Below are 13825 nucleotides of genomic sequence, written 5' to 3'. Positions count from 1 at the left end.
GCTATGTCTGCACCCATGATAAACGAACGTGATATTCAGTTCTTATTGTATGAACTATTTGATACGGAAAAGCTATGCGAACGTCAGCGCTATGCTGACCACGATAAAACCACCTTCAATGAAGTTATCTCTACGGCGAAACAGATTGCTGAAAAACATTTTTTGCCAATAAGAGGAAAACTCGATAAACAGGAGCCTTCGTTTGACGGTAAGCAAGTACATTTAATCGATGAACTAAAACCAGCATTAGATGCGCTAATTGAATCAGGTCTACCTTCTGCGACTGCTGATTATGAGTTTAACGGCATGCAGCTCCCCCCTATCGTCGCCAATCTCGCTGGAGCCTACCTGACGATTGCAGGTGGAACTGCTTTAGGCTATAGCATGTTGACGACAGCTAATGCGAACTTACTGCAAGCCCACGGCAGCCAAGAACTCATCGAAAAGTGGGTAAAGCCGCTTCGTACTGGGCAATACCAGGGTACGATGGCCATGACAGAACCAGGTGCTGGTTCAGGGTTAGCTGACTTAATCACCATGGCGGAGAAAACAGAAGAAGGTCATTATTTAATAACCGGTAATAAGATCTACATTTCTGGTGGCGATCACAACCTCAGCGAAAACATTGTTCATTTGGTACTTGCTCGTGTCAAAGGTGCTCCTAAGGGAACGAAAGGTATTTCGCTTTTTGTTGTTCCTAAATTTCTAGTGAATGAAGACGGCTCACTTGGTGAGAAAAATGATGTCGCACTGGCGGGTCTTTTCCATAAAATGGGCGGTAGAGCACAAACCTCCACTGCCCTTAGTTTTGGTGAAAATGGCGGTGCTGTAGGCTACCTTGTTGGAGAAGAAAACAAGGGGTTAATGTACATGTTCCATATGATGAATGAAGCTCGCATTATGGTAGGTTCAGGCGCAGCTGCGCTTGCCTCAGCAGGATTTCAATATTCATTGGATTATGCAAAAAATCGCCCGCAAGGCCGCCTTCCGTCATGTAAAGATCCGCATTCCCCGATGGTGTACATCATTGAGCATGCTGATATTAAGCGTATGTTGCTCGCACAAAAAGCTTATGCCGAAGGTGCACTTGCTTTGGTTTGTCTTGGTAGCCAGTTATCCGACGATGAGAAAACTGCATTAAGCGATGAAGAGCGATCCCGCGCAAGTGTATTGCTCGATTTTTTAACGCCAATTATTAAAACCTGGCCTTCTGAATATGGCCCCAAGGCTAATGACTTTGCTATCCAGGTTCTTGGTGGTGCTGGTTATATCAACGAACACCCAGTAGAGATGTTCTATCGAGATAACCGCCTAAATCCAATCCATGAAGGAACGACCGGGATTCAGTCTTTGGACTTGTTAGCGAGAAAAGTGCCAATGAATGGTTTAGCTGGTTACAAAGCAATGCTAGGTGAAATACATAGCACCATTGTCACCGCAAGCACTATGGATGGATTAAGTGAACCAGCGACATCGCTAGGAAAAGCTGTTGAACACTTGAATAAAACGACTGATACCTTGCTTACAGCAATGGGCAGTGAAAACATTGATCTAGTACTGGCCAACTCAGTGCATTACCTGTCTATGTTTGGTCATATCGTCATCAGTTGGTTATGGCTTAAACAAGGCATAATCGCTCAGTCAGCGCTTTCTGAAAATTTACATGAAAATGAAGTCGCTTTTTATAAGGGCAAGTGTCAGGCGATGCAATTTTTCTTCAGATACGAACTCCCTAAGATTTATACCTGGTCTGCAGTGCTCAACGACTTAGACGATACTACGTACGCCATGCAAGGCGATTGGTTCTAACCGTTTAAAAATGGTAAACCCATAAAAGGATTAAAGATGCCGACAATAATAAAAAAAGATCAAATTGATGACTACATTGGATTTGAAGCCGAGCCAACCGCATGGCATCAGGTCACACAATCGCAAATCAACAACTTTGCTGATTGCACGTTAGATCATCAGTTCATTCATGTTGACGAAGAAAAGGCGAAGCAAACGCCGTTTGGCGGCACAATTGCCCATGGTTTTTTAACACTGTCGATGCTTTCACATTTTGCAGAGTCTTTCAGCATAGTGATAGACGGTGTTTACATGGGAATTAACTCGGGCTTCGATAAAGTCCGTTTTCTAGCACCCGTAAAAGTAAACAGCAATATCCGTGCGCACGCCAAAGTTACTCATATAGAAGAGACTAAACCCAATCAATTTCGCATAAAAACAGAAGTGAGTGTGGAAATTGAAGGCCAAGACACGCCAGCATTAATTGCTGAGTGGATTGGTATTCAAATGGTTAAGTAACGCATCAGTAGGAATATAATCATGACAATTAGTTTTGAAGGAAAAGTTGCTATCGTCACGGGCGCCGGCAACGGTTTAGGAAAATCGCATGCATTAGCTCTCGCTAAACGTGGAGCTAAAGTCGTGGTAAACGATTTAGGAGGCGCGAGAGATGGTAGCGGACAATCATCAGAGGCTGCACAAGAGGTCGTCGCTGAAATTACTTCTGCTGGCGGCGAAGCCTTTAGTCATGGTGCGAATGTTGCTGACTTTGTACAAGTGCAAGACATGGTCGCGCAAACCATGGATAAATGGGGGCGAGTTGATATCTTGATTAACAATGCCGGTATCTTACGCGACAAATCTTTCGCCAAAATGTCACTTGATGACTTCAAGTTGGTGATGGATGTACACCTTATGGGTTCAGTAAATTGTACTAAGGCCGTTTGGGACATTATGCGCGAGCAAAACTACGGCCGCATTGTGATGACAACATCCTCTAGCGGTATGTACGGTAATTTTGGTCAAAGTAACTATGGTGCTGCAAAAATGGCCGTGCTGGGGTTGATGAATACTTTAGTGCTAGAGGGCGCTAAAAACGATATTCGTATTAATGCCGTCGCCCCTACTGCCGGTACTCGTATGACCGAAGATCTCATGCCTGAAAATATCTTAAAAATGTTTGCGCCAGAATTTGTCACGCCAGGCGTATTGACCTTATGTGATGACGATGCGCCTAATCGCACGATATTAGCAGCGGGCGCTGGTGGTTATGCAACAGCAAGTATTTATGAGGCAGATGGCATTTTCTTAAGCCCAGAACAACAAACCCCTGAGGCAATAAGAGAAAAATGGCAACAGGTTACTGACACCACTCATCATCAGGCGCTTGAAGCGGGCGTAAAACAAGGTGAAAAATTTGTTGGCAAAGCAATGGCGTCAATGAAAAACGGATAATCGCGCATACATTCCAAGGAGAAATAGCATGACTAGAGAAGCTGTAATCGTCTCAGTAGCGCGCACACCAATAGGTAAAGCGTACCGCGGAGCATTTAATAATTTGACCTCCCCTTCACTCGCTGCTGTTGCGATAAATGCTGCTTTAGACAAAGCAAACATCAGCGCGAGTGAAATTGATGACTGCATTATGGGTGCCGCTATTCAGCAAGGCACGCAAGGGATGAATTTTGCGCGTCAAGCGGCTATGGCCGCAAAGCTGCCAGTAACCGTTGCAGGCATGACCATCGACAGACAGTGTGCATCAGGATTAATGGCGGTATCGTCAGCAGCTAATCAAATTGTATGTGACGGCTCAAATATAGTGTTGGCTGGCGGTTGTGAATCGATTTCTCTGGCACAAACCGACAAGATGAATATGCATCGCGCCGTCGATGATTTAGTTAAAGAGCACGCACCCGCTGTGTACATGCCAATGTTAGATACCGCAGAAGTGGTTGCAAAGCGTTACAACATTTCACGCGAGCAACAAGATGAATATGCCTTATTGTCGCAGCAACGAACGGCTAAAGCGCAAGAGCAAGGGTTATTCGATGATGAGATTGTGTCCGTCACCACCATGAAGCTTGTCCAAAACAAAGAAACAGGCGAAATATCATCACAACAAGTCTCCCTGACAAAAGACGAAGGTAACAGACCAGATACGACGATAGAGGGCTTAAATAGTGTTCGCACCGTAAAAGACAATGGGACTATTACAGGCGGCAACGCGTCTCAACTTTCTGATGGGGCAGCAGCATTAGTCTTAATGGAAAAATCACTAGCCGCTCAACAAGGATTAACTCCCCTTGGCGTTTATCGCGGAACTGCAGTTGCTGGCTGTGAGCCCGATGAGATGGGCATAGGCCCAATATATGCCATTCCTAAACTGTTGGCACGTCATGGACTAACTATTGACGATATTGGCCTATGGGAGCTTAACGAAGCGTTTGCAGTACAGGTACTTTATTGTGCAAACCATTTAGGCATAGATATGGATAAATTAAACGTTAACGGAGGTGCTATTTCGATAGGCCACCCTTACGGCATGAGTGGCGCGCGCTTGGTCATGCACGCACTATTAGAAGGAAAACGACGTGGTGTTAAATATGTTGTAGTCACTATGTGCATTGGCGGTGGTCAAGGAGCAGCGGGTTTATTTGAAGTGTTATAAAAAAGATAAATTTGATTATTTTTTAATACATAACTTTGCTAGTGTAGACAGTGTCAAGATAGAAATAGCGACTAGAATAAAGCTAGCGTTATAACAACAAAAAAGACATGGCTTAAAAAAGACCACTGAAATAACAAGAGTTTATTAAAAGCCAGTAATCAAGAATACAACTTACAATTATTACAATACGTTCAGATAGAAGGATAGATTATGGAAAAAGTGTGGCTAGAGAAAAGCTACCCGCCTGGGGTGCCGTTCGAGATTGATCCTGATAAATTTTCTTCACTCAGTGAAATGTTCCTGACTTACACAAAGCAGTTTTCGACTAACACTAGCTTTGTCAATATGGGAGCAAGCATCACCTACCAAGAACTAGAAGACCAAGCAAAGGCGTTTGCTGCTTTTTTGCAAAACACATGGGGTTTCAAGCCTGGCGATAAATTCGCGATTATGATGCCAAACTGTCTACAGTACCCGATAGCGCTATTTGGCGGCTTACTCGCTGGCTGCACAGTGGTTAATGTTAATCCTCTTTATACCGCTCGCGAATTGGAACATTTATTAAAAGATTCGGATGCTAAAGGCATTTTAATCATCGAAAACTTTGCCAACACACTAGCGTCGGTTATCGATAAAACCAATGTAAAACACGTTGTCGTTACGGGTCTTGGCGACAGGCTTGGCACCATAAAAGGCATGATGGTAAATACCGTCGTTAAACACATCAAAAAGATGGTACCAAAATACGATTTACCACAGGCTGTTAAGTTTAATCACGTACTAGCACAAGGCAGTAAACAGGCATATAAGGCCGTTGATACAAAGCCAGAAGACCTTGCGTTTTTGCAATATACAGGCGGTACAACAGGGCCTTCAAAAGGTGTTATGTTGACCCATAGAAATATGATTGCCAACTTAGAACAATCAAAAGCGATGACAAACCCTATTTTCGATGTGAATGAAGAAATTATGGTCACTGCCCTGCCTCTATACCATATATTTGCGCTCAACTCGAATTGTCTTTGTTTTATAGCGTATGGCGGTACGAATCTACTTATTACCAACCCAAGAGACATGCCTGGCTTTGTCAAAGAACTGTCGAAATATCGTTTTACCGCAATTACTGGCGTAAACACCCTGTTTAATGGATTAGTGCATACGCCAGGCTTTGAAAAACTCGACTTTTCAGGGTTAAAAGCGGCGCTTGGTGGTGGTATGGCGGTACAACGACCTGTTGCCGAAAAATGGCAAAAGATAACTGGTTGCCGACTACTGGAAGGATATGGCTTAACAGAGTGTTGTCCAATGGTCACTATCAGCCCGTATAACCAAACAGAATTCAATGGGTCAATTGGTCTACCGGCCGCCTCAACGGACATTCGCTTGGTAGATGACCAAGGCAATGACGTAGGCATAGACGAACCTGGTGAAATGTGGGTGAAAGGACCACAAGTCATGAAGGGTTACTTAAACCGTCCTGACGCTACGGAAGAGGCCATTGAAGATGGTTGGTTGAAAACAGGTGATATTGCCACGATGGACGATGATGGCTATTTCCGAATCGTTGATCGTAAAAAAGATATGATCATCGTCTCAGGGTTTAATGTATACCCTAATGAAATTGAAGAAGTCATGGCGATGCACCAAGGTGTGCTTGAAGCCGCGGCTATTGGTATCGCTTGTGAAGCAACAGGTGAAAAAATACGAGTTTATATTGTTAAGAGTGATAACGGGCTCACCGAAGACCAAGTTATTGCCCATGCCCGTGAAAACCTGACGAATTACAAAGTACCGAAAGAAATTGTGTTTATCGATGAGATGCCCAAATCGAATGTCGGTAAAATACTGCGTAAAGAATTACGCGCGTTAGCGTCGGAAAAAGCTGCGGCCTAGGCTGCAGCGCATTTTTATAAGGAACACTTCCCTACTCATGATAGAGATATACGCGGGTAACACCGCGCTTAATACCATTAAAGAAAAAGGTTTTTCTCAAGAATTATTTACAGGCTTTATTGGCGCAAGCGGAGGGCCTAAATGGTTTACTTTGTTTGGCTTAGATAAATACCTGTTTGGTCAATTCTTTCACAAACGCACTGAAGCCCTAAACATAGTCGGTTCTAGTGCTGGCGCATTTAGAGCGTCTTGTTTTGGGCAAAACGATCCTGTTGCAGCGATAAAGCGGTTAGCGACAAATTACGCAAATACGGTCTATGCCTCAAACAAGCCATCGCCCGCAGAAATTACCGAGACTGGTCGAATTTTGTTAGACACAGTACTTGGTGATAGCGGCGTTACAGAAATTATTGAAAACCCGATAAGAAAAGCGCATTTTGTCGTCGCAAAAACAAACGGTCTAGTCGCTAGCGAAAACAAATTAATGCAAGGCGTTGGCCTTGCCAGTAGTTTCGCCAGAAACAAACTCAGCAGAACCTGCTTACGAAGCCAATATGAGCGATTTGTATTCCAACCAGAAACAAGTCGCTTAGCCATTAGCGACCCCGATGACTTTACAACGCAGATTACCTACCTGAGTAGTGCTAACTTAAAGCCAGCCCTTTTGGCATCGGGCTCCATTCCCATGGTAATGGAGGGTATTCGTGATATTCCAGACTGCCCGCCAGGTATGTATAGAGATGGGGGCATTATCGATTATCACTTTGATATAAAGTTCCACAATCCTGGATTGGTTCTCTATCCTCATTTTAGCCACTCACTGCGAGCAGGTTGGTTCGATAAAAGCACCACAAGAAAAGTACGTGCAGATAATTACGATAATGTCGTCGTGCTCTGTCCGTCAAAGGCATTCGTTAAATCGCTTCCAAATCAGAAAATACCGGACAGAACCGATTTTACTGACATTGAAACTAGTAAGCGCATTGAACTTTGGCACCACGTATTAGAAAGAAGTGACGAATTAGCAGAAGGCCTTCATGATTTCATTGAGAACCAAACAACAGAAAATGTGCGCCCGATAGAGACACTCCTACAGCATTAACGTATTTAAAATAAAAATAAACAACACGCAGAGAGCATCATGATGGAAACGTACCAAGCGATAAAATTAATCGCTCGCCCAAGTGGCGGACCGATTAGCGACGAGCTGTTTGAAGTCGTCAATTTACCCAAACCAGAAATAAATGACGGTGAGTTCCTCATCCAGCAAACGCATATGTCTTTAGACCCAGCAATGTTTGGCTGGATGAGTCCAGCGACCGACAGTTATATTCCACCTGTTGCGCTGGGTGAAGTAATGCGAAGCAGTGGAATTGGAAAAGTCGTGGAAAGTAAACATCCCGACTTTACCGTTGGGGACCGTGTAACGGGTTTATTGGGTTGGACTGAGCTACTAGTATCAACGGGGAAAGGCATTAACAAAGTTCAGAATGATTTACCTGACGAAACCATTCTTTCTGTTTTTGCATTGCCAGGGCTAACTGCCACGCAAGGCTTATTTAGTATTGGTAAGCCGGTATCTGGGGAAACTATTGTAGTTTCAGGTGCCGCAGGCTCAGTAGGCTCTATTGTTGGACAATTAGCTAAAGCTGATGGGTTACGCGTAATCGGTATTGTCGGCAGTGACGAGAAGGCAAACTGGATAACAGAAGAACTGGGCTTTGATGGCGCCATCAATTACAAAACTGATGATCTGGCATCAAAACTCGCTGACCTAACGCCAGATGGCATTGATATTTACTTTGAAAATACCGGTGGCGATATTCAGCAACATGTATTTGACCGAATGAATGTACATGGCCGCATTGCGGTCTGTGGCATGATTGCAGATTATGCTAAAGCAGTTCCATCGCCTGGTCCCAATTGGATACCTATGATTAAAAAGCGCTTAACCGTTCAAGGGTATGCGATGCCAGATCACTTCGGCGATATTCCGGCACTTTTAACAAAACTCACCCCTTACGTCATGCAAGGAAAAATCAAATATCGCAGCCATGTCCTCCAAGGATTAACGTCTGCAATAAGTGGGTTAAATCTATTTTTTACCGGCGGTAATAACGGAAAATTGATGGTGAAATTATAATGAAAACATTCAAGAAAACTATCGCAAAAATAGTTGGTCTTAGCACGCTAATACTTACCATGAACAGTGCCTTAGCTGATGAGCAAAAACAACTGCTTAAGGTCGATGAATCTACATTTACGTGTATCAACGATATGAGCCCTGTTAGAGACTTTTTTGTCGATAATCTGAATAAAAAGAATCTCGACAAAACACTTGCCGTTGCCAAAGCCGGACAAGGTGAATATCCCGAAGGTTCTATTGTCCAGCTCGTCCCAACGGAAGTCATGGTTAAACACGCTAAAGGAACAAATCCGACAACAAATGATTGGGAGTTTTTTGAATTAGCCGTGTCAAAAGAGGGCAATACTTTCACTACACGTGGTTTTGACAATGTGAAGAACAAATTCGGTGGTAACTGCTTAGATTGTCATAAAAAAGCGCGTCCTGAGTTTGATATGATTTGTGAGACAGGTCACGGCTGTGATCCTATTCCTATTACCAAAGAAATGATTAAAGTGATTCAAAAAACGGATCCGAGGTGCACAGCCCCAGTAGATTTGGACGAACGCGAGATAGCTATACTAGGTCAGCTAAAAGCGATGCTAGGTGGTTAGGTCAATGCTTTTTGGCTAGGTTATTAAGAATAACCTAGCCCTTTCTTGAAAAATGGAAAATTAGTCTTTTATACGAGATATTAAGTAGTCTCGATATGTCTTATATGCATTGTTTTCAACATTTTCTTCAACACTTATTGCCAACGCCTTTTTAACTTCATCTAGAGCCTTGTCTAGTTCGCCTATTTCCTCAAGTACGTAAGCAAACCTGAAATGTGCGTCAGCGTGATCAGGGTAAGTTGATATGAGTGTTTTGTAGATTGAAACCGCTCTATCCATTTCCTTATTTTTAAATGCCAAATTTGCAGCATCTCGAATTGTGCGATAGGAAGGCGTAATTGTTATGCCGTATCTCTTTGACTTAATTTGATAGCATTCACTTATTTTCTCAATTCCCTTCAAAAGTTCGTCGTCTGGGCAACTAAAATAAGACGTCAACGCTCTATATGCGCTATTGTGCCCTACCATTGCGGTTGTATTGTGGTTTTCATGTTCAATTAAATCAGCATGATACGCTACATTTTTTGTTGATACCTCATCGAGAACGGTTTTATATGCTTGAAAGGTTTCTAGCATATGCCCTCCTTCATTCCCCATATTGATGTAAAGAAAATTACTCACAGTTTTCTCGTTAGCGTAAAACTGTAAGGCGTTTTTCAAAACAACACGATTATGCCACCATAGGCTCGGACTAAATGCAAAATGAGCTTGAAATAGCGACGGTCTAGTGTGTAATGAGTAAACAGCGAGCAAGCCGCCAAGAGAATGTCCGGACAATATTCTTATATCATTGGCTCGATATCGATAATTTATGTATGGAATTAACTCCTTTTCCAAGAAGTCCAAAAAATTGTCTGCGCCACCTGATATTCCCCACTTGTTATAGCTCTCATCATAAGTGGGCGTAAAATCCCTCGTTCGGTGCGTATTTTTGATGCCTATTATGATCATTTCTTCAGTTATAAAAGACTGATTCAACAAATCTAATGTTCCTGCAGCATGGTTAAAATTCCTTAGCCCGTCTAACAAGTACATGACTGGATATTTACGTTTCGGTGCTTGGTGGTAACTATTAGGTAAATGAATGAGTAATTCCCTATTTTCATCCAGTATCTTTGAATAAAGTCCATCGGTACTTGTGTAACCTCTTACTTTTGCTTGAATTTGACATGAAAATGTTCCGATCACGACTATGAAGAAAAGCGTTGTTTTAATCAGCATATTAATCCTTGTTTAATTGACACATGAATATACTGATAAGCATTTTCTGAATGGTGATAAGAGTAATGAAAAAAGAGGGATAAAAAGGTGAAGAAAAAGTGAATTTTGCTATATCGGCGCTTTTAACAGTATACCTAACCAATTGCTTTTGTTTAAAATTTAGCTTGTGATACCCTCATACGACATATACTCAAAAATTAACCTAGAAAACACTTTATGAAACAAATTGGTGAGTTTATTGTTGACGAAGAGCAGAAACGTTTATGGGAAAAGGATGGTCAACAAGATATCCATATAGACCCTAAACTTTTGGAACTTTTAATACTGTTGCTAAATACACCAAAACAAACTATCTCTCGACAAGATATTCTCGACACTGTTTGGCAGGGCTCAATAGTAACGGATAATGCGATTAACAAAGCCATTGGTAACCTCAGAAAGCTACTTGGTGATGATGTAAAGGCGCCTCGTTATATTCAAACTGTTCCTAAGAGAGGATACCGTTTTATTTGCAATGTCATTGACTTTGAATTTCCCTCTATCGACGAAAAAGTAATAAATACGGATGAGATATCTAATAGGCCACTCAAAACCACTGATAGAGACGCAAAGCTTTCAACACACAACCTAATTACGTCAACTACGTTAAAACACCTATTCATAACCATAGCCATTTTTATTAGTTTTCTCAGTTCACTATTGATACTCGATTTCGGTGAAAGTAATCAAAGTAGCAATCAGACTGTTGTATTGACTAGAGATGCGGGTACTGAAGAGTCACCTGTATTTCATCCTGACAACACCCACCTCTATTATCTGAAGAGAAACACATTGGATAATGGAGAGCTTACTACATCTTTATTTGTAAAAAATATAGCAACAGGGCTGCTGAGCAAAGTAAACATTGCGCGATCGAAAATGACACACCTGATCGCCATTAAAAAAGAGCCTAGCAGCAATAAGTTGCGCTTAATTTACGCGATAATCCATCAGGAAAATTGTGGCGTTTATCAAGGGTGGCTATCTCAGGTTGGCGATGAAAACCAAGTGTTAGAAGAACCAGAAAGGCTGTTTGATTGCAGCGATAAACGGGTTAAGGATATCGATTTTCACTACCAGCAAAACAAAATTTATTACACCGCACAACCAAAGAATTATTGGCCCAACCACATCTACGCATACAATATCGATACTGGTCGTCACAGCATAGTCTCCCAGAATAAGCCAACTGGATGGGGACACCACAGTATCGATATATCTCCTGATGGCAAGAAACTACTAATTATGAGCACAGACAGTGATTTTAAAACCCAATTGCTGTCACTTGACCTGTTAACGAATCAAGTATCTATCGGTATCAAATTCGACTACCCTGTTTACGAAGCCATTTGGCATCACAACTCCTCTCAAATATATTATTTTGGTGCGCCTCCTTCTCAAACTGTAGTGATGAGTAACTTTGATGGAAGCAATGCTAAGACGATCGTAAATGCAACTAATGAACTTGCACCTAAAATAATCAGAATACCCGATAATAAAAATATTTTATTTCACACAACCAATAAGAATTTTGGTTTGCGCCAGATTACTTCTGCACAGCAGACATTATTTTTTGATAATTCAACCGTATATGACACTGCGCCTGCAATGCTCCACGAAAGTCCAGACTATTTCTTTATTTCCAAGCGAACGGGTACAAGGCAGCTTCATTTTGCAAACAGAAAATCAAAGGCAAGTCGTGTCGTCACCAACCTACCCGACACCAATTGGCTTGGTCTTCTAGCAGTTTCTCCTTGCGATAAATATTTACTACTTACCTTGAACAACGAGGTGTTCATTGTCCCCATTGCAGAGCTAACAACAAATATACTGACAGAGCTAAAATCAGAGTATTCTGTTTATAAAAGTGAACACCCTATCATCGCTATTGATTGGTTAAGTGAAACAGATATCTCTTTAACCTTAGTTAGAAATGGTAATCCTGAGCTAACGGTACTTAACCTACAAAAGCAAGGTGCTATAGTACGAAGCGAACGATGGGCGTATGGGATGGGTGACAAGCAAAACCCCAAAAAAATCTATTTCATTGAACAAAAAACAAATTCATTGTTTGTTGGCTTACTTAGCGAAGAAATAGCACTGTTTGACTCTACACAATATGAATTTATCTCAACATCAATATCACTTCCGCAAGGCTTTTATCACGCAAAGATAGATTCAAATATCCTTTATTTCGTTGTAACCGAAGAAGGGCGTGAATATCTATACTCTATTCCTTTGTCTAATGTTGATACAAAGGAAAAGTTTGTAGTCAATGGCTTTTCAAGCTTCGATGTTAATAGAAAGGACTTAATAGTAAGCGATTTAGAGAGCCTAGAAGGCAACATTCATAAAACTGTTTTCGAATAACACAAAAAAAGCCGCTTATAGCGGCTTCTTTTTTAACCAATAACAGGCTACTTTGCTTTTCTCGCTGCGACAGCAGCATCCAAAGTGGCGAGTAAAGATTCAGTATCTTCCCAACCAATACAGGCATCAGTAATACTTTGTCCATACGTAGACGCTTTACCGTCAACCAAGTCCTGACGTCCCTCAACCAAATGACTTTCAACCATGACACCAAAAATATCATCGTTGCCTGAAGAAATTTGACCGGCAACATCTTCACACACTAACATTTGGTTTTTGAACTGTTTTTTGCTGTTTGCGTGACTAAAGTCAATCATGATTTTTGTATTGAGATTGGCAGATGCCAGTTGAGACGTGACATCTGTAACACTCTCTCTATCATAATTCGTTGTTTTACCGCCGCGTAAAATAATATGGCAGTCTGGATTTCCACTTGTCTCAACAATGGCAGAGTGCCCATGTTTTGTTACTGACAGAAAATGATGTGATGCACTGGCTGCACCAATCGCATCTATCGCAATTTTGATAGTACCGTCAGTGCCATTTTTGAAGCCTACAGGGCAAGACAAACCGGAGGCAAGTTCACGGTGTACCTGACTTTCTGTTGTACGCGCGCCAATGGCCCCCCAACACATAAAATCTGCCATGTATTGTGGCGTGATCATATCTAAAAATTCACCGGCTGTCGGAAGACCCAGGTCGTTTAGATCAAGCAATAATTTGCGTCCCATGCGCAAACCATCATTTAACTTAAAGCTATTGTCTAGATAAGGGTCATTTATCAGTCCCTTCCAGCCAACTGTTGTGCGTGGTTTTTCAAAATAGACCCGCATCACAACCTCTAAGTTATCTTTATATTTTTCTCTAAGCTCAACTAACTTTTTACCGTAGTCAATTGCCGCATTTGGATCATGAATAGAGCAAGGACCAATAACAACGAGCAGGCGGTCGTCTTTACCATTAAAAATATTAGAGATAGCCTTTCGGCCGCTAAACACGGTTTCAGATGCTTTTTCAGTTGCCGGAAATCGCTCAATTAACGCGACTGGTGGCAATAACTCTTTGATTTGATTAATACGAACATCGTCAGTTTGGTATAACATGTGT

At 41.9% G+C, this 13825-nt stretch carries 11 protein-coding genes; 9 read left to right on the top strand and 2 right to left on the bottom strand.

The genetic code is table 11. The features are described from left to right. Nucleotides 1-3 precede the first annotated feature (3 nt). The 8 genes from ACFSJY_RS10465 to ACFSJY_RS10430 all read left to right on the top strand — a co-directional run bounded on the left by ACFSJY_RS10465 (nucleotide 4) and on the right by ACFSJY_RS10430 (nucleotide 9088). Entirely contained in the window at nucleotides 4-1809 is a 1806-nt protein-coding gene (locus ACFSJY_RS10465; protein WP_386033986.1) for an acyl-CoA dehydrogenase, read from the top strand. A 36-nt stretch (nucleotides 1810-1845) separates the two neighbouring features. Beyond that, nucleotides 1846-2307, top strand: coding sequence for a MaoC family dehydratase (locus ACFSJY_RS10460; protein WP_386033984.1), 462 nt, complete (start codon nucleotides 1846-1848; stop codon nucleotides 2305-2307). Nucleotides 2308-2328: 21 nt separating this feature from the next. Continuing rightward, the gene (locus tag ACFSJY_RS10455) at nucleotides 2329-3243 is read left to right on the top strand and encodes an SDR family NAD(P)-dependent oxidoreductase (RefSeq protein WP_386033982.1); all 915 of its coding nucleotides are present in this window, start codon (nucleotides 2329-2331) and stop codon (nucleotides 3241-3243) included. A gap of 28 nt (nucleotides 3244-3271) precedes the next feature. Continuing rightward, on the top strand, nucleotides 3272-4456 hold the full coding sequence (locus ACFSJY_RS10450; RefSeq protein ID WP_386033980.1) for an acetyl-CoA C-acyltransferase: 1185 nt from the start codon (nucleotides 3272-3274) through the stop codon (nucleotides 4454-4456). 210 nt (nucleotides 4457-4666) lie between these two features. After that, nucleotides 4667-6349 (top strand): AMP-binding protein, encoded by a 1683-nt coding sequence (locus ACFSJY_RS10445; protein ID WP_386033978.1) that lies wholly within the window; start codon nucleotides 4667-4669, stop codon nucleotides 6347-6349. Between the two features lie 37 nt (nucleotides 6350-6386). Beyond that, complete coding sequence (locus ACFSJY_RS10440; protein WP_386033976.1) at nucleotides 6387-7451, top strand: patatin-like phospholipase family protein; 1065 nt, start codon at nucleotides 6387-6389, stop codon at nucleotides 7449-7451. Between the two features lie 42 nt (nucleotides 7452-7493). Beyond that, a complete protein-coding gene (locus ACFSJY_RS10435) occupies nucleotides 7494-8492 on the top strand; it encodes an NADP-dependent oxidoreductase (protein ID WP_386035014.1) in 999 nt (332 codons plus the stop codon). Next, nucleotides 8492-9088, top strand: a complete 597-nt coding sequence (locus ACFSJY_RS10430; RefSeq protein WP_386033974.1) for a hypothetical protein — start codon at nucleotides 8492-8494, stop codon at nucleotides 9086-9088. Before ACFSJY_RS10435 ends, ACFSJY_RS10430 begins: the two co-directional genes overlap by 1 nt. A 60-nt stretch (nucleotides 9089-9148) precedes the next feature. Here ACFSJY_RS10430 and ACFSJY_RS10425 read toward each other — a convergent pair whose 3' ends face one another. Then, nucleotides 9149-10309, bottom strand: a complete 1161-nt coding sequence (locus tag ACFSJY_RS10425; RefSeq protein ID WP_386033972.1) for an alpha/beta hydrolase-fold protein — start codon at nucleotides 10307-10309, stop codon at nucleotides 9149-9151. Nucleotides 10310-10525: 216 nt separating this feature from the next. On the opposite strand from ACFSJY_RS10425, the gene ACFSJY_RS10420 reads away from it, so the two are divergent. Then, nucleotides 10526-12718, top strand: a complete 2193-nt coding sequence (locus ACFSJY_RS10420; RefSeq protein ID WP_386033970.1) for a winged helix-turn-helix domain-containing protein — start codon at nucleotides 10526-10528, stop codon at nucleotides 12716-12718. A gap of 47 nt (nucleotides 12719-12765) precedes the next feature. Here the strand turns inward: ACFSJY_RS10420 and aroG are convergent, their stop codons facing one another. Continuing rightward, nucleotides 12766-13821, bottom strand: a complete 1056-nt coding sequence (aroG, locus tag ACFSJY_RS10415; RefSeq protein WP_386033968.1) for a 3-deoxy-7-phosphoheptulonate synthase AroG — start codon at nucleotides 13819-13821, stop codon at nucleotides 12766-12768. Nucleotides 13822-13825: the final 4 nt, after the last annotated feature.

This window comes from Thalassotalea euphylliae (assembly GCF_042682785.1).
Classification (GTDB): domain Bacteria; phylum Pseudomonadota; class Gammaproteobacteria; order Enterobacterales; family Alteromonadaceae; genus Thalassotalea_F; species Thalassotalea_F euphylliae.
The sequence above is the reverse complement of the archived record's forward strand: the minus strand, read 5'-3'. Positions and strand labels throughout refer to the sequence as shown.

Bases quoted from the DNA above. Each gene is read 5' to 3' on its own strand.
- ACFSJY_RS10465 (WP_386033986.1), top strand. From the start codon at position 4: ATGTCTGCACCCATGATAAACGAACGTGATATTCAGTTCTTATTGTAT.
- ACFSJY_RS10460 (WP_386033984.1), top strand. From the start codon at position 1,846: ATGCCGACAATAATAAAAAAAGATCAAATTGATGACTACATTGGATTT.
- ACFSJY_RS10455 (WP_386033982.1), top strand. From the start codon at position 2,329: ATGACAATTAGTTTTGAAGGAAAAGTTGCTATCGTCACGGGCGCCGGC.
- ACFSJY_RS10450 (WP_386033980.1), top strand. From the start codon at position 3,272: ATGACTAGAGAAGCTGTAATCGTCTCAGTAGCGCGCACACCAATAGGT.
- ACFSJY_RS10445 (WP_386033978.1), top strand. From the start codon at position 4,667: ATGGAAAAAGTGTGGCTAGAGAAAAGCTACCCGCCTGGGGTGCCGTTC.
- ACFSJY_RS10440 (WP_386033976.1), top strand. From the start codon at position 6,387: ATGATAGAGATATACGCGGGTAACACCGCGCTTAATACCATTAAAGAA.
- ACFSJY_RS10435 (WP_386035014.1), top strand. From the start codon at position 7,494: ATGGAAACGTACCAAGCGATAAAATTAATCGCTCGCCCAAGTGGCGGA.
- ACFSJY_RS10430 (WP_386033974.1), top strand. From the start codon at position 8,492: ATGAAAACATTCAAGAAAACTATCGCAAAAATAGTTGGTCTTAGCACG.
- ACFSJY_RS10425 (WP_386033972.1), bottom strand. From the start codon at position 10,309: ATGCTGATTAAAACAACGCTTTTCTTCATAGTCGTGATCGGAACATTT.
- ACFSJY_RS10420 (WP_386033970.1), top strand. From the start codon at position 10,526: ATGAAACAAATTGGTGAGTTTATTGTTGACGAAGAGCAGAAACGTTTA.
- aroG (WP_386033968.1), bottom strand. From the start codon at position 13,821: ATGTTATACCAAACTGACGATGTTCGTATTAATCAAATCAAAGAGTTA.